Annotated in this window: 17 protein-coding genes; 7 read left to right on the forward strand and 10 right to left on the reverse strand. The window is 55.4% G+C overall.

The annotated features are described in order from the left end of the window. Nucleotides 1-66: 66 nt before the first annotated feature. Nucleotides 67-666 (forward strand): urea carboxylase-associated family protein, encoded by a 600-nt coding sequence (locus tag QZ383_RS11200; RefSeq protein WP_291445479.1) that lies wholly within the window; start codon nt 67-69, stop codon nt 664-666. Nucleotides 667-754: 88 nt separating this feature from the next. Further along, on the forward strand, nt 755-1,708 hold the full coding sequence (gene speB, locus QZ383_RS11205) for an agmatinase (RefSeq protein WP_291445480.1): 954 nt from the start codon (nt 755-757) through the stop codon (nt 1,706-1,708). 137 nt (nt 1,709-1,845) lie between these two features. Here speB and QZ383_RS11210 read toward each other — a convergent pair whose 3' ends face one another. The 5 genes from QZ383_RS11210 to QZ383_RS11230 all read right to left on the reverse strand — a co-directional run bounded on the left by QZ383_RS11210 (nt 1,846) and on the right by QZ383_RS11230 (nt 7,452). Beyond that, nucleotides 1,846-2,448, reverse strand: coding sequence for a DJ-1/PfpI family protein (locus QZ383_RS11210; RefSeq protein ID WP_291445482.1), 603 nt, complete (start codon nt 2,446-2,448; stop codon nt 1,846-1,848). A 2-nt stretch (nt 2,449-2,450) separates the two neighbouring features. Further along, the gene (locus QZ383_RS11215) at nt 2,451-3,419 is read right to left on the reverse strand and encodes a GlxA family transcriptional regulator (protein ID WP_291445484.1); all 969 of its coding nucleotides are present in this window, start codon (nt 3,417-3,419) and stop codon (nt 2,451-2,453) included. Nucleotides 3,420-3,613: 194 nt separating this feature from the next. After that, entirely contained in the window at nt 3,614-4,657 is a 1,044-nt protein-coding gene (locus tag QZ383_RS11220; protein WP_233483298.1) for an SEL1-like repeat protein, read from the reverse strand. Between the two features lie 3 nt (nt 4,658-4,660). Continuing rightward, nucleotides 4,661-6,388 carry an LIC12162 family protein gene (locus QZ383_RS11225; protein ID WP_291445488.1) on the reverse strand — a complete coding sequence of 576 codons (1,728 nt, stop codon included), beginning with the start codon at nt 6,386-6,388 and terminating at the stop codon, nt 4,661-4,663. A gap of 2 nt (nt 6,389-6,390) precedes the next feature. Then, nucleotides 6,391-7,452 (reverse strand): N-acetylneuraminate synthase family protein, encoded by a 1,062-nt coding sequence (locus QZ383_RS11230; RefSeq protein WP_291445489.1) that lies wholly within the window; start codon nt 7,450-7,452, stop codon nt 6,391-6,393. Between the two features lie 198 nt (nt 7,453-7,650). On the opposite strand from QZ383_RS11230, the gene rdgB reads away from it, so the two are divergent. Together rdgB and QZ383_RS11240 are read left to right on the forward strand one after the other, a co-directional pair. Then, a complete protein-coding gene (gene rdgB, locus QZ383_RS11235) occupies nt 7,651-8,280 on the forward strand; it encodes an RdgB/HAM1 family non-canonical purine NTP pyrophosphatase (RefSeq protein WP_291445491.1) in 630 nt (209 codons plus the stop codon). 52 nt (nt 8,281-8,332) lie between these two features. Beyond that, nucleotides 8,333-8,533 carry a hypothetical protein gene (locus QZ383_RS11240; protein ID WP_291445495.1) on the forward strand — a complete coding sequence of 67 codons (201 nt, stop codon included), beginning with the start codon at nt 8,333-8,335 and terminating at the stop codon, nt 8,531-8,533. A gap of 20 nt (nt 8,534-8,553) precedes the next feature. Here QZ383_RS11240 and QZ383_RS11245 read toward each other — a convergent pair whose 3' ends face one another. After that, entirely contained in the window at nt 8,554-8,718 is a 165-nt protein-coding gene (locus tag QZ383_RS11245) for a hypothetical protein (protein ID WP_291445497.1), read from the reverse strand. Nucleotides 8,719-8,888: 170 nt separating this feature from the next. Between QZ383_RS11245 and fliD the strand changes: the two genes are divergently transcribed. The 3 genes from fliD (at nt 8,889) to QZ383_RS11260 (ending at nt 14,043) form a co-directional block, all read left to right on the forward strand. Further along, nucleotides 8,889-11,993: a flagellar filament capping protein FliD gene (gene fliD, locus QZ383_RS11250; protein WP_291445498.1), complete on the forward strand. Its 3,105-nt coding sequence runs from the start codon at nt 8,889-8,891 to the stop codon at nt 11,991-11,993. A 54-nt stretch (nt 11,994-12,047) separates the two neighbouring features. Beyond that, nucleotides 12,048-12,695 carry a flagellar export chaperone FliS gene (gene fliS, locus QZ383_RS11255; protein WP_291445499.1) on the forward strand — a complete coding sequence of 216 codons (648 nt, stop codon included), beginning with the start codon at nt 12,048-12,050 and terminating at the stop codon, nt 12,693-12,695. Nucleotides 12,696-13,026: 331 nt separating this feature from the next. Next, a complete protein-coding gene (locus QZ383_RS11260; protein ID WP_291445500.1) occupies nt 13,027-14,043 on the forward strand; it encodes a GGDEF domain-containing protein in 1,017 nt (338 codons plus the stop codon). 101 nt (nt 14,044-14,144) lie between these two features. Here QZ383_RS11260 and QZ383_RS11265 read toward each other — a convergent pair whose 3' ends face one another. The 4 genes from QZ383_RS11265 to QZ383_RS11280 form a co-directional block, all read right to left on the reverse strand. Beyond that, complete coding sequence (locus tag QZ383_RS11265) at nt 14,145-14,705, reverse strand: undecaprenyl-diphosphatase (protein ID WP_291445502.1); 561 nt, start codon at nt 14,703-14,705, stop codon at nt 14,145-14,147. A 23-nt stretch (nt 14,706-14,728) separates the two neighbouring features. Further along, nucleotides 14,729-15,511 carry an alpha/beta hydrolase gene (locus QZ383_RS11270; RefSeq protein ID WP_291445504.1) on the reverse strand — a complete coding sequence of 261 codons (783 nt, stop codon included), beginning with the start codon at nt 15,509-15,511 and terminating at the stop codon, nt 14,729-14,731. Between the two features lie 202 nt (nt 15,512-15,713). After that, nucleotides 15,714-17,177, reverse strand: coding sequence for a bacteriohemerythrin (locus tag QZ383_RS11275; protein WP_291445506.1), 1,464 nt, complete (start codon nt 17,175-17,177; stop codon nt 15,714-15,716). Nucleotides 17,178-17,273: 96 nt separating this feature from the next. After that, nucleotides 17,274-17,444 (reverse strand): hypothetical protein, encoded by a 171-nt coding sequence (locus QZ383_RS11280; protein ID WP_291445507.1) that lies wholly within the window; start codon nt 17,442-17,444, stop codon nt 17,274-17,276. Nucleotides 17,445-17,811: the final 367 nt, after the last annotated feature.

Raw genomic sequence — 17,811 nt, forward strand, 5'->3', positions numbered from 1 at the left:
CGCCAACATCCGCTACGAGTGGCAGGCAGCATATCTGGCACAAGCCTTTGGCAGGAGAACATGCCCATGAGCGAATACATCACTATTCCCGGCCGCTGCGGCGATGCCGCCATTGTGCGGGCCGGTGAACGCATCAAGATCGTCAACATCACGGGGGAGCAGGTGGTGGACACGTGGGCCTTCAACCTGCGCAATCCGCTGGAATACATGTCCATGCAGCACATGCGGCCCGACCTCAACAAGGGCGCCCCCGGCCCGGGCGACAGGCTGGTGACCAATTACCGCCGCCCGGTGCTCACAATGCTGGAAGACACCAGCAACGGCGCGCACGATACCTTTATGGCCGCCTGCGACATCTACCGCTACATGGGCCTTGGCGTGCAGGGCTACCACGCCAACTGCACGGACAACATGTATGCGGCCCTGCGCAAGCTGGGCATACAGTTGGATTTTTGCCCCTGCCCGCTGAACCTGTGGATGAACACCCCCATTGTGGACAACAAGGCCCACTGGCTGCCGCCTCTGAGCAAGGCGGGCGACTACGTGGTGCTTGAAGCCCACTTTGACTGCGCGGTGGTCATGTCTGCCTGTCCGCAGGATATTTTGCCCATCAACGGTAAAAACTGCGTGCCTTCTGACATCAAATACAAGGTTTACGCGGCCTGACCGCGTAAAAAACGGATACCGCCCTTACAAGGCGGGGGTCATACTATAACCAGACCGAACTTTTTCCGGCCCAAACATCGAGGTTTTTATGGCTTCCATGCAACCACCCAGCGCGTCTTCGTCCCCCCGCTTCTGCAACACCGGCAGCTTCATGCGCATGCCGCGTATGGACGACCCCACGGGCATGGATTTTGCGGTTTTCGGCATTCCCTTTGATACGGGCAGTTCCTACCGCACGGGTTCGCGCTTCGGGCCCTCGGCAATCCGGCATATTTCGAGCATGATCAAGCCCAACAATGTTATCTTTGAGGTCAATATTCTCAACGAGCTGACCGGTGGCGACTTTGGCGACGTCAATATTGTGCCCGGTTACATCGAACCTTCCTACGCCGCCATTACCGAGTTCATGCAGCCTCTGCTTGAAGCTGGCGCAGTGCCGCTGGGCCTTGGCGGCGACCATGCCATCACCCTGGCCGAGCTGCGCGCCGTTGCCGCCAAGCACGGCAAGGTAAGTCTGCTGCATTTTGATTCGCACCTGGATCTGAACGAATCCGTATTCGGGCAGCCGTACAACCACGGCACACCCTTTCGGCGCGCGCTGGAAGAAGGCCTCATTGATCCGTCCACCTCTATCCAGCTGGGCATGCGCGGTTCGCTCTATGATCCGGACGACTTCAAGATTGCCGCTGACCTTGGCTTCAAGGTGCTGCCCGCGCACATTATGCGCGAGATGGGCTTGCCTGCGGTTATAGAAGCCATCCAGCAGCGCGTGGGCGACACAAAGGTCTTCCTCACCTTTGATATCGACTTTGTGGACCCGGCATACGCCCCCGGCACCGGCACGCCAGAGGTCGGCGGCTTTACCTCATGGGAGGTGCTGAGCCTGGTACGCGCGCTCAAAAATCTACACTATGTGGGCTTTGACATTGTGGAGGTCATGCCCGGCATAGATCAGGCAGAGCTGACAGCCTATCTGGCCGCCAACATCGGCTTTGAATTTCTGTCCATCCTCGCATTTCAGAAAAAGAACGGCCTGCGTTAGAGCAGGTTACGAATGCAATGTATTAACTTGAATTAAACAACTTGCCATCACACGCACGGCGCAGCCCTGTTACCCTCACAGAGCTGCGCCGTTATATTTTCCGCCAGACAGTTCAGGCTGGCAGGGGCTGAAGCCGCCTAAACTTCGGCAGTATACGGCGGGGCCGGATCGTACTGCAAAATTTTGCGTACAAGGCGGGCGTGATCCGGGTCATGAATCTGGCCCACAAGCCACAGGGCCATGTCCATTCCCGCAGAGACACCTTGCGAGGTGACGATCTTGCCGTCGCGCACATAACGCGCATCCGGCAGAGCCGTTATTTCCGGGTCGCCTTCAAGGGCGTCCATGAGCTGCCAGTGCGTTGTGGCCCTGCGCCCCTTGAGCAGCCCGGCCTTTTGCAGGATCAGCCCACCTGTGCACACGGCGGCGAGGTATTCCACCTTTTCGTACTGCTGGCGCACCCAGTCCAGAATGGTGGGCTCGCTCCAGGCATATTCGGAAACTTCCGCAGTGCCGGGCAACAGCAGCACATCCAGCGGCGGAGCATTTTGCAGGCTGTAGTCCGGCGTAATGCGCAAGCCGCTCAAGCCGCTGAGCGTCTGGCCCGTGCCGCTCAGCGTCACCACCCTGCCGCCACCGGCAAACTGGTTAGATGCCGCAAAAACCTGCATGGGCGCTACAAAATCCAGCTCCGCCACCTGTTCATAAATATATATTCCGTATGTGAGGCCTTTTTTCATCTTTATTCTCCTTTAAAAAAATGTCGGCTGTACTGATGGGGACTCAGGCCAAGGCGGCGGATGAAGGCCTTGCGCAGGCGATCTTCGCTGCCAAAACCAGCCGACTGCGCCACCGAGGCAAAGGAATCAGCCCCGGATTCAATGAGCTCCCGCGCCCGGGTAATGCGCAAGCCTTCCACAAAGCGTGCGGGGCTGCTGCCGGTTTCTGCGGGGAATACCCGCGCGAACGAGCGGGGGCTCATGTTCGCCACCTCTGCCAGGCGCTCAACAGTCAGATTTTTGCCAAGATTCCCTTCCATCCAACGCACCAGAGGAGCAAACCTGCCCGCATTGACCTGCGCGGCCAGGGCAGAGCTGTACTGGCTCTGGTTGCCGGGGCGGCGGCGGTACAAAAGCAATACGCGGGCAACTTCCATTGCCAGCTTGTCGCCGTAGTCTTCCTCAACCATATCCAGCGCCAGATCTATGCCCGCCGTAACGCCGCCGCTTGTGGACGTGTTGCCATCGCGTACAAAAATGGCGTCAGGCTCCACGGTAATCTGCGGATACAGTTCAGCCAGGCGGTCAGCCACCAGCCAATGGGTTGTCGCCCTTTTGCCGTGCAGCAGACCGCAGGCCGCCAGAATGAACGCCCCGCTGCATACGCTTGCCATGCGCGTAGACCGGGCCGCCGCCGCGCTTACCTGCCGTATGATCTGCGGATTCCCCGATATGACTTCCGCATCCACAGCGCCGGGGACAACAAGGATATCCGGTGAAAGATTTTCGAGTGTTGTTTCCGCCGTCAGCACAAGACCGGATGACGTACGCACAGGGCCGGGCGTGCACGCGGCAAATACGGGCGTATAGCCCTGATCCTTTTTGTTGCTGTGCGCCAGAATATCCGTAGCCGTGGCAAAAACCTCCAGCGGGCCGGATACATCCAGCGAGACAATGCCGGGATAAAGAAAGAAAACAACGCGCTGTTTCATGTGTGCAGAATAAAAAACGACCGCGCTGGCAGCAATGACAAAAAACAGTCTTTTTCTGCCACAATAGCGGCAACAGGGCGCCGCCGGAACAGGCGGTGCAGATTGGCAGAAACAGGCAAAGGCCGTCCGGCGTACCCATGGGTATGCCGGACGGCCTTTATATTTTTCAATGCCGGGCCTGTGGCCCGTCTGGTTTACTGCTTCTTTTTATCGCGGGTCTGTTTGGTGGGACTGCCGGGTGCGGCGGCCTTGGCAGGAGCCTTGGTGGACATGCTGCGCAACGCAGCCTTGGCATCAGGGTCTCCGTTCTTGGCGGCAAGCTGATACCAGCGGCTGGCTTCGGTCAGGTTGCGGGGAACGCCCGTACCCTGTTCGTACATGAGGCCAAGGCTGTACTGGGCGGCAGCTTCGTTCTGCTCCGCAGCCTTGCGGTACCAGTCCACAGCCTGGGTATAATCCTGCGCTGCGCCGCGCCCCTGCTCATACATATAGCCGAGGTTGTACTGCGCTTCCGCATAGCCCTGCTCCGCCGCGCGTGTATACCACTGCACGGCCTTGGCGGGATCCTGAGCATAACCGCGCCCTTCGGCATACATGTAGGCCAGATTGTTCTGGGCCTTGGCGTGATCCTGCTCCGCGGCCTTTTCAAACCAGTGGGCCGCCTTGGTGTCGCTCTGATTTTCGCCCTTGCCATTCATATACGTCCAGCCAAGGGAATACTGGGCCGAAGCCAACCCCTGATTGGCGGCACGGGTGTACCAGTCGATGGCGGCGGCTTCATCCTTGGGCACTCCCTTGCCATAGGCATAGAGGTAGCCAAGATTATACTGGGCCATGGCAAGACCCTGATCGGCGGCCTTGCGGAACCAGCGGGCGGCCTCGTGGTAATTGCGGGGAACGCCATCCCCGGTAACCAGCGACGTGGCCCAAGAATTCATGGCGCTGACGTCGCCCTTTTCCGCCGCCAAGCGAAAAAATTCCGCGGCGCGCGTATTGTTTTTCTTCACGCCCTTGCCCTCAAGGATCAGGCGGCCCATGACATAGAGGGCTTCGGCATTGCCGCTGTCCACCAGCGGCTTGAGCACGCGCACGGCCTGATCGTAATCGGCCTTGTCCAGCGCGGCCTGAGCCTCGCGCAGGGTCGAGGCGTCATCAGCCAGAACAGTGCCGCCCATGAGCAGAACAGAACAGAATACCGCAGCCACCAACAGCGACAACGAAAAAACACGAACTTGCATGTGTTACAGACTCTTCAGCATTTTCAGCCAGTAAGGGTTAGGACCGCCCGGAACGGTCAGGGCCTGCTGCGCGCAGTACGCCTTGCGCGCCTGCTGCACCTTATCGCTCATCCACCATGCCAGCGGATCACTCCAGACCTCGGCGGCCTTGGCGGCGGCCTTCTGGGGTGTTTCGTGCCATATACCGGCTTCGGCCAGCATGTCCAGCAGGGCCGTGGCATCGCTTGTCAGCGCCCAGGCCTCGCGCCGCCAGAACAGCACCATGGGGATATTGGCAACCAGCGATTCCAGCAGTGTTGTACCGTTGTGGTCCAGCACCAGTAAACGGCAGGCATAGAGGTGGTTTGACAACATGCCCGTGGCCATCCGCACAGCGGGGAAACGCTCCAGCACCCAATCCGCATCGCGCAGAGAGCCGGGAACCGGGAAATAGGGGCGGTACAGCGAACAGGCCTGCACATCGCGCCCCAGAGCTTCAAAAAATCGACTTTTGTCCTTGCGGTATTCCACTATCTGCAAGGGCGAGGGATGCGCGTCAAGCCGATAGGGAAAGGCGGGCATTTCTGTGCCGACATACAGCAGGTTTTCGCCTTTCTGCCCCTGCCAGCGCCCTTCAAGGCCATCAAGCTGCGGATACGGCAGGGGAACAAAATTGCCCGCACTGCCCTGATGCTGCTTCCAGCCCCAGGTGCCAAAGGCATGCTGGCTGTATTCCACCATCTCCACATCTGAAACGCAACGCACCTGCCCGTAGTCGCTGCCATGCTGCACATACATGAGGCGGTTGCCGCGCCCCCGCCACTTGGCCAGCGACTGGCGGTAATCCGCATCTTCATAGGCCAGCACGCTGGCAACGCGCAGACGCGGCCCCAGCGGATCAGGCGTAAGACGGGCCGGATGCTTGTGACTTGCCAGCAGTTGCGGCAAGGAAGCCATGAAAAGCGTCACCAGCGTACTGGCGAAATTTTCTGGCAGGTCCGCCGCAATACCGGTGGCGGCGCTGCTGTACTCCGCCTGCGGGCGCGACCTGTCCGGCCCATGACTGCGGTGCAGCAAGGCCAGCGAAAAACGCAAGGTCTGGGCAATGCTCATGCCCTTGAGCCGGGGGCAAGGCAGGCGCAACATCAGCTTGCGCAGCACCTCACGCACCTGCTCCTTGCCGGAGAGCTTTTCCTGCTCACCATACTTTTTTTGCACCGAAGGCAGATATTCCATGCTCCAGGCTGCGGGAAATACCTCTTCCAGCAGACGCGAGAACAGCCAGTGGTTGTAGGTATGCCCCAGCGCCCCGTGCATCACAAAGTCCGGCCCGGTTGCAAAACTGAACGAGCAGTCACGCGGCAACAGCGGCACATGCAGAGGTTCCTGCCCCCAGGCCTGCACCATGGCCTTGACCCGCCACCAGCGTTCCACAACCTGCTTGGAAACATTCATTGCCCAGGGCGTGAGCAGGGTTTCCCAATAGGCAGGGGGCAAATTGCGGGCATGCGGGCAGATGCGCTCGGCAACATGAGGCAGCATATCTGCACAGAGAGCCTTTACCTCCTGGCAGGCCCGCTCCTGCAAGGGAATCTCGACCAGCGGCTCAGGAGCAAAGGTGAATTTTTTATCCCAGTCGGGGAAAAATTCTTCCTGCTCGGCAAAACACCAAGGCCCGGCCGCGCGAAAAAACGCAGGGTCGGCCTTGTGGGGCATGCGCCCAAGAACAAGGGTTATGCGCCCGGTGCTCATAATCAGGCCCTGTCAAGATCGGCCCAGGAAAGCACGGTATCTTCGGGCAGATCTCGGCGGGCGCGCATACCGAGCACCTCGTCGTAATTACGGGGGGAGATGCCATGCGCGGGGCGCTTCCAGGTAAGATCGGCAGCGGTCAGCGGCTGACCGGCGGGCACGGCCCGCGCCGTCACCAGGGAACGACGGGCGTGCTGACGTGCGGGTTCTTCTTCCGGCAGGGCGCGAAGCTCCATGCCGCCCACGCTGGTCAGCGTGGCGCTGAGGCGCTTGTAGAAGTGCTTGAGGTCTTCCTTGTCCATGGCGTGGTAGTGGTCGTTGCCGGGCAAGGTTTTGTCGTGCGAAAAGTGCTTTTCAAGAATGCGTGCGCCCAGCAGGGTGGCGGTTTCAAGAATATGCATGTCGTTGGGCAGGGTGTGGTCGGAATAGCCGATGACATGCTGGGGGAAATGCCGCTTCAGCGCGGGGATCATGCCCAGAGCCGCGTTTTCATCCGCAGTGGGATAGTTGAGTACGCAGTGCAGCAGGGCCAGTTTGTTGCCCTTTTCTTCAATCCATTCCACGGCTTCGGCAATTTCGTGCAGATGCGCTGCACCGGTGGAAAGAATAATGGGCTTTTTGAAATCGCAAAGAATGCGGATAAAGGGCTTGTTGGTGATGTCGGACGAGGAGATCTTGAACACGTCCATAAGGTCGTTGAGAAAGTGCGCCGACTCCACGTCAAAGGGTGTGGACATGAAGGCAATGCCTGCGGCATCGCAATATTTTTTAAGGGCTTCAAATTCGTTCTTCCAAAAAGAATCGTGCTTCTTGAAGAGCTCGTACTGGCTGGAGGTGGGTTCCTTGGAGGTATCCCAGTAGGCGGGCGAATCCTTGGAGGCCAGGGTTCCGGCCTTGTAGGTCTGGAACTTGATGGCGTTGGCCCCGCCTTCCGCGGCCTCGTCAACCAGACGGCGGGCGATGTCCATACTGCCCTCGTGGTTCACGCCTGCCTCGGCAATAACATAGGGAACGGGAATGTGGGTTTCCTGAGTGGGGACGTCGAATATTTCCATGAGTTTCATGCTCATTTCCTCTCTGATGAATGATGGGTAAAAACTATACTCCCGCAAGATGCAAAAGAAAAGCACACGCTGCGAGCCATTCACATAACATTTTATAATAATTGTTTATTTAAACTATCCAGGTGTTTTGTCCAACGCTCTTTACCTGCGGCCCGCCTGCGGATATGTTCTTTGCCCAAACCCATAAAGGATGCAGACATGGCGCACAGCAAGACACTTCGTATCGTTCTGGCCACGCAAAATGCGGGCAAGGTTCGCGAACTGGCCGACCCGCTGACCGAGTTTGGCGTGGAAGTTCTGGGGCTTTCGTCCTTTCCTGAAATTGGCGACATCGAAGAAACCGGCACCACATTTGAAGATAACGCCCTCATCAAGGCCAGGGCCGTGGCTGCCCTGACCGGCCTTGTGAGTGTCGCCGATGATTCCGGCCTGGAAGTGGACGCCCTGGACGGCGCACCAGGCGTATACTCCGCCCGCTATTCAGATGACTGGGAGAGCCTGCCCGGCGAAAGCCGCGATGCCCGCAATATCCGCAAGCTGCTGCACGCAATGGCCGCAGTGCCCACAGAAAAACGAGGCTGCCGCTTTGTCAGCTGCATGGCCGCCGCCAAGCCCAATGGCGATGAAATAGTCGTGCGCGGTACGTGGGAAGGCACCCTGCTGGAAAGCCCGCACGGGGACAACGGCTTTGGCTACGACCCTATTTTCTTTGATCCAACGGCGAACAAATCCGGCGCGGAACTGACGCGGGATGAAAAAAACGCCCGCAGCCACCGGGGCAATGCCCTGCGCGCCCTGCTGGCTCGATGGGCCGAATTTATGCGTTAAGGCGCGACACGCGCCAATGCTGCGGACGGAACAAACCGCCCGCAGATATCGCATGGCTGCAAAGCTAAAAAATCAGGAGCAGGCGGGGCAACCCGCCGCTTCTCTTTTACCCCGGCTGCAAGGCCGCGCGTTGCGCCCTCCTGCCTATGCGCAGAACGCCCCACGAGTACCGTGGGAACAGGCCATCATTTTTATGCCAGCCGGGGCAGCCGTCATCCGCATCTGCCACTTTCCACACGCCGCCAGTCTCTAAACTTTTTCGCCTTTGCTCCGTTAAAATAATTGAGGTGCAAGACCTTCGGCATTTTTGCATGGAGGCAAAAAATGCCCTTTGGGCAGCCTGGAGCAAAACAAATGCTCCGCGAGCGCAAGCGGGAAAAAACGGCCAAGCGGGGCATTCGCGCTATCTGCTGATTTTTTTTTCAGCATTTCCGGCATTGCATGCTCCCGGCCCGCCGCATCCACCAATTTGCACGTATCTTGCAAATTTTTGAGTGTCCGTCATGTCTCCGGCATGTATTGCCGCCATTTGCAGGCATGACGGCTGGCGGTTCCTCTGGTTTGCGCAGCCCGCACAGGGAACGGCACATCTTTCTTGAGAGGCATCTATGGCCAGCACCATATCCGGCTCCAACGCCATATCCAACCTCAGTGGTTCGGATACTAACTTTGACACGGTTCTTGCGAACCTCAAAAAAGTTGAGTCCACGCAACTCAATCAACTTACCGCGTGGAAAAGCGACTGGAAATTGCGCTATGATGCTTTTGACAAAGTTATTGAACAGGTCAGCACCGCCAGCAACGTGCTTGCAACCCTCGCCAATAAAAACAGCTTTGTTACCAAGAATGTAACCAGCAGCGACAGCAATGTCATTTCAGCTGTTGCCAGCGCCGCTGCGGACGATATCCAGCATACCATCAATGTCACCCAGGTTGCGAGCAACTCCATATGGGCCAACACCGGGCACGTCTTTTCCAGCAAGACGGACATCATCAATACGTCCGGCACCTCTCAGACATTTTCTTATAGCTATGCCGGCAAGGAATACAGCATGGCCGTTCCGGCCAATACCACGCTCGACTCCTTTGCGAGCATGGTCAACAATTCTTCCGACAACCCCGGCATCAAGGTCAGCATTGTTCAGGCCAGTTCCGGCTATGTTTTTCAGGTTGCGGGCAAGAGCACCGGCGCGGCCAACGATCTGGTCATTCACAGCTCCGGCCTTGTAGGCATGAGCGCATCTGGCGCGTCCTCCACATGGTCCACCAACAGTGCGCTGGATGTGAGCAGCGTGCTTACCAATCCCACAAAATATGCCTACGACCTCATCATGGAGGACGGCAACACATTTTCCGTCAAAATCAACGGCGACAAGACCAACCAGGATCTTGCAACCGCCATCAATGCGCAGGTGGGGCGCAGCATTGCCAGCATTGACGGCTCCGGCAATCTGCAACTTGCTGACGTCAAGGCCATGTACCGGCGGGACACCAGTACGCAGACTTCGTTCAGTACTCCGGTCACAAAATTTTCCATGGGTTCAACGCCCACGACAACCAAGCTGACGGGGGCCCTGACTGTTGATCTGAACATCAACGATGGTGTCACTACTGGCACACGAACCCTGACCATTGCTGCCGGCACCACCATGAAGGATGCCGCATTGCAGATCGCCCAGGCTTCCGGCGCCAGCACGGCTGAAATGACCTATAACAACACCACTGGCGGCTGGGAGCTGAACCTCTCCAACGTGAACGGCGCGACCCTTAGCTTTGCTGACAGCGCCAGCGATTCTGGCAAGATGACCTCAACCGTCGTTGCCGATGACAGCAAACTTGGCACCAAGGTGGTGGGCGATTCCGGCGCACAAAGCTTTACCGCCAGCACTGCTATTACCTTTGACAGCACCAAGCTCTCGCAAAAGCTTGGCGGCACAAGCGCTGACGGCACAAAAAACTTTACTTATACATTTGTTGACAACACTGGCAACACGCAAAACCTGACCATCAAGCAGGACGCAACCTATCAGGATCTGCTGACCCAGCTTCAATCTTTTGGCGGCACATTAAGTGGAGATGGCAAAACCGTAACCTTTGCCAATACGGAAAAATTCTACCTGAGCGCAGGCGGAGCGGGCGGCGGCATGGACGGGATCACCGTCAAGACAGACGCCATGGCCACCATCACCAACATGGCAGCAGCCAGCACGCTGGAGACGCCCCCGGCCCTGACCTATACTTACATCACCAATGACAGCTCCACGCCGCAGACATTTACAATTCCTGGTGGCTCCAAGATCGCGGACGTCATCGCCGAACTCAAAAGTAAAGGGCTGTCTGGCTCACTGGTAAGCGCGGACGGGGCTACGACCATTGACCTGCAAACAGGCACCCTGCCCACAACCGGCAGTTATTTTCTCAAGCTCAATAATATTGATTCCCTTAGCGGGCCGGGCATTACAGGTCAGGTGACGTCGTCCTCCAACTGGAATATTCGTGGCGCGGCAAATGCCAAATTTACGGTGGACAACTGGCCCCTGACCATGGAATCCGACACCAACAGCGTGAGCAACGTGATCGAGGGCGTGGTCTTTACCATTCAGGACAAAGGCAGCGCAGCCATTACGGTCAGTACAGACATCACCTCGGTGGAAAAGTCCATTCAGACATTTCTTGATTCCGTCAACTCCATCTTGATGACCATCAATGATTACACAAAATTTGATCCGAATAAGGACGTCACCACCAACGACCCCAAAAATGCGAACAGCAGCAATTACAGCACCTCGCAACTGACCGCAGAAAAAGGCGGCCTCTTGCAGGGCAACTATGGCGTGCAGCTGTTCAAGTCGCGCTTTACCTCTCTGGTCAACAGCGCGCCCCCTGGTTTTGCCAGCCGAACGTCTGCCAACGATGTACTGTCGGGCGATATGCTTGCCAACCTCGCCAACATGGGCATCAAGGTTGAAACCGACCAGTCGAGTTCCAACTATGGGCTGTTGGTAATTGCGCCTTCGTCCGGCATTGCTGAACTGCAGCAGCTGGACAAGAGCAATTATGAAAATATGATCAACAACAACCTTTCGGATGTTGTGGATTTTTTCTGCTCCAGCGGCACAGGTACGGCTACCAGCTCTGATTTTCGCTACGGCAGCCACATTGCGGGTATCACCAAGGGTGGTTCTTACGATGTGAAATACACGGTTGATGCTGGCGGCAATATTACCAACGTCACGGTTGGCGGCGTGGCCGCAACCCGCGACACGAGCCAGCCGGGCTATTACTACAGTGTTGCTTCCGGTGATGCGCGAGGCCTCGCGCTCCAGATAGACAACCTCACCCCGGGTGATCACTCGGGCCAGATACGCATCAAGGAAGGGTTGGTTCAAACGGTCAGCACCTTCCTCAAGGGCGAATTGACCTATACGGACGTCAACGTCTCGGGCACCGGCACCGCAGAGCAAACCTCCGCAGCCATTGCACTTAAATCAAAAAACGGCGCCTTGATGGTTCTGAAAAACAATTATCAGAGCATCATGGAAAATATCGATAAAAAGATTACCCAGGAACAGACGCGCCTTGATACGTGGGAGGCTCGGCAAAAAACATACTTTGCCAACCTTGAAACCCTGCTCAAAAAATACAATACGCAGCAAGACCAACTCACTTCGCAGCTCAAGCAGCTTTCCAATTCGTCAAGCAGTTCCTCCTAATCTGCATGAAACAACAATAAGGCCAGCCTAAGAACACCGCCATAAGGACACACTATGAACAAAGCGGCGCAAGCATATTTTCAGACCAAGGTCGGCACCACGGATCAAGGGCAACTTTTGCTCATGCTCTATGACGGCGCACTCACTTTCATACAGCAGGCGCGCACAAAGATGATTGCCAATGACTATGCGGGAAAGGGCATCCTTATCTCCAAGGTCATCGACATAATCAATGAGCTTTCCGCTTCTTTGAACATGGATAAGGGCGGCAGCCTGGCTGTGAATCTCAACAACCTGTACCTGCTCTGCACGGCCCGTTTGCTGCGCGCCAACCTGAAAATGGATATGGATTCACTCAACAGTGTGGAATCCATCCTTTCAGGCCTGCGTGGCGCCTATGCCCAGATTATTGAAACCCCCGAGGCCCGTCAGGCGAGCAACGATATTGCCACCCGCCTGCAACCTCTGGGAACAATGACCAGATCCGCGCAGCCCATCATACCATCAACAGTTACCGCCGTGCCGCGCTCCCATGCTCAGGCGGCCTATGGCCGTAGCGCCATGCGCCCTGCAGCCCCTGCGGCGGAGGCACCCAGCCAGACGGTCGATGCCCAGCGCGCGCATGTGCAGCCTTTTGATCAGGCCGCGCCACAAACGGCAGCACCGCATCCCCGCCTGCCCGGCGCTTACGGCAAACCCTAGCAGAAAAAGCCTTGCCAAGAACAGAAAGGCTGATAGCAGCATTACGCAAAAAAACGGCGGCACACTTAGTGTCGCCGTTTTTTTGCGCCGACAGTGCAGTCTGCTAAAAAAATCCCGCCGTCGCAGATCACCAAAAGGTGCCGCGCTGTTTCTGAAAACCGATTATTATCTTCTTTGACAGGCTTATCCAGAGAAGCTAGTCTTCACAAAATTTTCAAAAAGCATCCCCTCAAACTTTATCCATATCTTACAGTACTGCGAAACAAGCGCCATGGTGAAATCCAAAGAGTCTTCTGTTCACTGCAAAAACACATATCTCAAATTATTTGATATGTTTGACAAGGCAGGCGTTCCCCCGGAAACGCGCTGGCGTTCCCTGCTGCTTTTTTTCAGGGAAATGAAGGACTATCATTTTCTTGATGAAGAGCAAAAAATTGCCATTCTCGCACAGATGGAAGAACTGTTGAAAAACAGACACTACTCTGATGAACAGCTTGTTTCCACCATCCGCAACTGCAGCGAAATCTTCAGCAAGCCAATTGTGAATCAGCTCGACAGCATGGTTCACGAGACGTCTTCCATCATAGACCAGTTTTTCAGCAAGCTCTCTTCGCGCTACGGCGACATTGCCCACCTTGAAAAAGAAAGTCTTTCCATTGTGGCGGAGAGCGGCGATGGCACCGTCATGCTTGAAAAGCTACAATCAGCCTTTCACAGGGTCAAGGTTCTCTTTGAGGAAGACATCTGCAACCTTGAAAACCTCGCCTTCATTGATCCCCTGACTCAGGTTGCCAACCGCCTGAGCCTTGATCTTTTTATCAAAAATTCTACGGCCCGGTGGCACGAAGAAGGACACCCCTTTGCCTTGGCCCTCTTTGATATCGACCACTTCAAAACCTTTAACGACACATACGGGCACCTTATTGGCGATCAGGTGCTTAAGGTTGTTGGCTCGCACCTTCGCCGGGCGCGCGAGGAATTTGATACGGAGACGGATGCCCTTGCAGCGCGCTTTGGCGGCGATGAATTTGCCCTTGTGGCCTCTGGGGCCAGCGCGCACTTGTTGCCTGAAATCATCAGCCGTTTTTGCAAGGCCATCAAAAACTTCAACCTGCTCATCCGCGATACGGAAGGCAATGTTGAGAAAAACAACCTGCACATTACCGTCAGCGCCGGCATAGCCGTACTGGACGCCAAAGCGCCGCAAATTCAAACGGCAGAGCAGCTTTTTGACCGGGCGGATAAAGCCCTGTACCACGCCAAGCACAATGCCCGTTCGCGCGCGGTTGTGTTAAAAGCCAACGATCAATACCTGATCCTGGACGAAGAAAATCACAAAGTTGTCTAGCGCCTGGGCAATAGCCCGAGCGTGCGCACCATAAAAAAGGCGGGGAAACCCGCCTTTTTTATGGTGCTGGAAAAATCAACCGCATACCGTCAGTAAAGGGCCTAACTCCTCGCGCCCCCGTTTTTTACAGCCCAGCTGCCTCTGACTCGCTGAAAGCAGAAATTTACCGCCACGGCGGCAAGGCAAGCTGTCAAAAATGCTCCCGCCATATCCAGAGGGTAATGTACCCCCACAAAAATTCTGGCCCAGGCCGTAGCGAAGCCCAGCAACATGACAAACAGGGCAATGCCCCGCGAGCCCATGTGCAGAAGCAGGGCAAACGCCATTGAAAACATAAAGGTGGCGTGCAAACTGGGAAAGGACGATGTGGGGTCGTGGGCAATCAGCATTCGCCCAAGCCCCAGTACAAAGGGCCGGGGATTATAATGGAACATTCGAATCAGGCAGGCTGAACCCATGGCCACCGCCACGGTCAAAACTACGCGTAAGGCCAGAGCAACGGCAGACCCGCGTGGCTTTTGCCGCACAACAGCCAGCAAGGTCAACAGCATCGCGATACCCATGGGCCACTCTGCCAGCGCGCCCCCAGCCCATATGGCAAAGGGAGAGGCCGCATCACTTGCGTTAAGCGCAAGAAAAATCTGGTGATTCAGTGAAATCATGATCTATGCCGGGATGCGATGCATCAGAAAAAATCCGCATTGTGCGCGCTGAAGCGTGTTGTCAAAAATTCCTTGAACACGGCTACAGCTGAGGCCGCCGTGTCGCCCCAGGCAAAATCCTGAAAAACAAAATGTCCGCAGTACGGCAGCATGAGCAGGGAGGCATCCGGAATCAGATTTTTCATGTCCACAAGCTGCTCTGGCAAAACTATATCCCGGTCGCCGCCCACAACGAGTGTTGGGGTTTGCAGGGTTTGCAAAACTTCAACATCGATAACGCAATCCCTGCTCCATAGCTCTTTTGTCTTATTGATGAAGCTCTCAAGTACTGGAGCTGGATTCAAGTCAGCATACTGCTGCGCGACTTCCGGCATATGTTCCTGAACAAAATCCGCAGACAAGACCTCTACCGTTTCCAGCCAGCCTTGCGACATCCCCGACATGCCAAGATAATTGCCGGATATGGCAATGAGACTCTTTACCTTGCCCGGCAGGCGGCTTGCCATATGCAAGCCGAGGTTTGCCCCATCGCTGTAACCAACAATGTGAAAAGACGACAGATCAAGCGCTTGCGTGAAGAAAATCAGCTCCTTCGCCATCAGGGCATACTCAAAGGGCGCGTCCGTATCTGCGGTTCTGCCGTGCCCACGCCGGTCAACAGCGATGACGCGGAAATCCTTTGCCAGTTCTGCCAGCAGGGTTTCGTAGTTTTCGCAGGTATCCAGCCCGCCGTGCAAAAATAGAAGAGGCTCACCCTGCCCCTTTATAGTATAATACCACTTAATTCCGGCAGTCGATATCTGCATTGCTTGCACTCCGATGTCTGATTTCTTTGTTACATTACCTTTTTACGCAGACTTATCAACTTTAGAGCGTTGCCGTTACTGCCCATAACTGAAAAATATTTTCGCGAATACTCACACAACGCGCCTTGTGCCTGCAAACAAAAAGAGCCGGGGCAGACGATACTCCGGCTCTTTTTACAAATATCAAGATTTGCTTTTCAGATCACAGCACACCCTTGCCATTAAGAAATGGCCCGTAACGTTTGTCCGTCCCCATGATATGGCCCACGAGCCACTCTTTCAAAAAACGCATGATTTCCATGGTGACCTTGGCGCGACCATTTTTTAGTTCCTGCTCAAAGGCCAGAACTTTTTCTACCAGATCACGGTGCGCTTTTTTGTGAGCAGGCGCTTCTGCGTAGCCATAGCGGTCAAAAAGCTCTTCTTCCGTGGCGAAATGCTTTACTGTGTATTGCTTCAATCTGTCCAGCACACCAGCAAGCACCTCTTCTGACCGGCGTTGCCGCATGGCGGAATTCAGCTCATTGATGAGGCCCACAAGAGCCTTGTGCTGCTCGTCAATCTTTGCAATTCCCACAGAAAGATCGTTTGTCCAGCATATAAGCTGATCGGAATCGACAACGCCACCAAGATTTCCTTGCCCCATGGCGCTGACGATGGCGTCCAGTTCTTCTGCCTGACCGGATATTTCCACGAGCACACGAATCGAATTATTGACGTGCTCCGCCGTATCCTTTGCAACGGTGTTCACTTCAGCCGCACCTCTGCGGACTTCTTCACTCGCTGCGGTCTGAGCCTGACTGGACGCCGCGATGGCAGAAACTTCGTTGGCGGCCTGCTGCACAAATCCCGCAATCCTGTCCACATCTTCGGCGGCCTGTTCTGCGGCGCTGGCGCTTGCAACAATATCTTGCGCGGCGGCATCTACAGCCTGAACATTTTCGCGCGCCTTGACCTGAATATTTCTCAATGACTCGCCGACCTCGCTGGTGGCCTTCATTGTCTTTTCCGCGAGCTTCCGCACTTCGTCGGCGACCACGGCGAATCCGCGGCCGGCTTCGCCAGCCCTGGCGGCCTCAATGGCGGCGTTCAGGGCCAACAGATTTGTTTGATCCGCGATATCGGAAATGACTCCGAGCACAGCTCCAATGCCCTCGGCCTGTTGCCCAAGATTGGTCATGGTTTCCTTGAGCAGCAGAATACGCTCTTTAACCTGATCAATAGAAAGAACTGCCGAGCGCACCCCTTGCGCGCCCGACACAGCCCCCTGCTGCGCCAAAGCAGCGTCATCCGCAGCTTTAACGGTATTGAGCGCTATACTCTGAATGGCGGAATTAATCTGTTCTATGGCTTGCGAGGCTTCCTGCATTCTCTCCCGCTGATGCACCACATCGCGATCCACATTCTCCATGTTTTGACCAAGTTCGCGGATACCGGAAAAAATACTCGAGGATGCCGTGGCTGCTTTTTGCGAAGCGGTACGCATGTCATTGAGCAGTTGCCGTACCTGGGCTTCGGCAGCGCGGCTTTCCTGCAATGCAAGCTCGCTGTCTGCCGCGAGCCGGTGCGCTTCGTCGCCTTTATGCCGGGCATCTTTAAGGGCCTGATCCAGCGAGGCGACCATGGTGCAAATACTATCGCGCAGGTCGGCGTATTCCGACGGCATGGAAGAAAGGGGGCATGCAGCGGGGCGACCATCGGCAATATCCCGTGCATAATCACGTATGCTGCGTAAAGGGAGTATCAGCTGCCGATAGACAGTTCATATTAAAAAAAGGCCAGCAGTGGCCGCCAATAAAAATAATGCACCGTGTATTATAAAGGATGCATTAGAAATAACGCCGTAGGTGAAAGATGCTGCGCCACCGCACATCAGCACGACAGCAGAAGAAAACAACCGAAATGAGAGGCTTGTTCCTGATGCAATAGCCATGACAGATCCCCTGATGTAGTCGATTGTCGATTTCCAAGAAACAAAAATGGTTCCGATAAAAATGCTGGCTAGAAACTCAACGGGAACATTAATAACTTTTGTATATGATTATAAAAAGTTAAATGCAACTGCCACCAAAGAAATAAGGTAGCTACCTATCTTTTAAATTAATATCAAAGAGTCAACCCACTCTTGAATACTCTACTTAATAAAATCAAAAAAAATCACTTGAGACTTACAGATCTATACATTTACGATAGCATCGACCTTGTTTGAGACATAACGGATGCATTAAATTTTTTATTAGCTGAAAAAATAATTTTGTTTGAAATAAACAAAATAATCACTGCTATACTGAACAAAATAA

The organism is Desulfovibrio sp., assembly GCF_019422935.1.
Taxonomy (GTDB): Bacteria; Desulfobacterota; Desulfovibrionia; order Desulfovibrionales; family Desulfovibrionaceae; genus Desulfovibrio.

Coding starts and splice junctions, on each gene's coding strand:
- QZ383_RS11200 (WP_291445479.1), top strand. CDS start 67: ATGAGCGAATACATCACTATTCCCGGCCGCTGCGGCGATGCCGCCATT.
- speB (WP_291445480.1), top strand. CDS start 755: ATGGCTTCCATGCAACCACCCAGCGCGTCTTCGTCCCCCCGCTTCTGC.
- QZ383_RS11210 (WP_291445482.1), bottom strand. CDS start 2,448: ATGAAAAAAGGCCTCACATACGGAATATATATTTATGAACAGGTGGCG.
- QZ383_RS11215 (WP_291445484.1), bottom strand. CDS start 3,419: ATGAAACAGCGCGTTGTTTTCTTTCTTTATCCCGGCATTGTCTCGCTG.
- QZ383_RS11220 (WP_233483298.1), bottom strand. CDS start 4,657: ATGCAAGTTCGTGTTTTTTCGTTGTCGCTGTTGGTGGCTGCGGTATTC.
- QZ383_RS11225 (WP_291445488.1), bottom strand. CDS start 6,388: ATGAGCACCGGGCGCATAACCCTTGTTCTTGGGCGCATGCCCCACAAG.
- QZ383_RS11230 (WP_291445489.1), bottom strand. CDS start 7,452: ATGAAACTCATGGAAATATTCGACGTCCCCACTCAGGAAACCCACATT.
- rdgB (WP_291445491.1), top strand. CDS start 7,651: ATGGCGCACAGCAAGACACTTCGTATCGTTCTGGCCACGCAAAATGCG.
- QZ383_RS11240 (WP_291445495.1), top strand. CDS start 8,333: ATGGCTGCAAAGCTAAAAAATCAGGAGCAGGCGGGGCAACCCGCCGCT.
- QZ383_RS11245 (WP_291445497.1), bottom strand. CDS start 8,718: ATGCCGGAAATGCTGAAAAAAAAATCAGCAGATAGCGCGAATGCCCCG.
- fliD (WP_291445498.1), top strand. CDS start 8,889: ATGGCCAGCACCATATCCGGCTCCAACGCCATATCCAACCTCAGTGGT.
- fliS (WP_291445499.1), top strand. CDS start 12,048: ATGAACAAAGCGGCGCAAGCATATTTTCAGACCAAGGTCGGCACCACG.
- QZ383_RS11260 (WP_291445500.1), top strand. CDS start 13,027: ATGTTTGACAAGGCAGGCGTTCCCCCGGAAACGCGCTGGCGTTCCCTG.
- QZ383_RS11265 (WP_291445502.1), bottom strand. CDS start 14,705: ATGATTTCACTGAATCACCAGATTTTTCTTGCGCTTAACGCAAGTGAT.
- QZ383_RS11270 (WP_291445504.1), bottom strand. CDS start 15,511: ATGCAGATATCGACTGCCGGAATTAAGTGGTATTATACTATAAAGGGG.
- QZ383_RS11275 (WP_291445506.1), bottom strand. CDS start 17,177: ATGCCGTCGGAATACGCCGACCTGCGCGATAGTATTTGCACCATGGTC.
- QZ383_RS11280 (WP_291445507.1), bottom strand. CDS start 17,444: ATGGCTATTGCATCAGGAACAAGCCTCTCATTTCGGTTGTTTTCTTCT.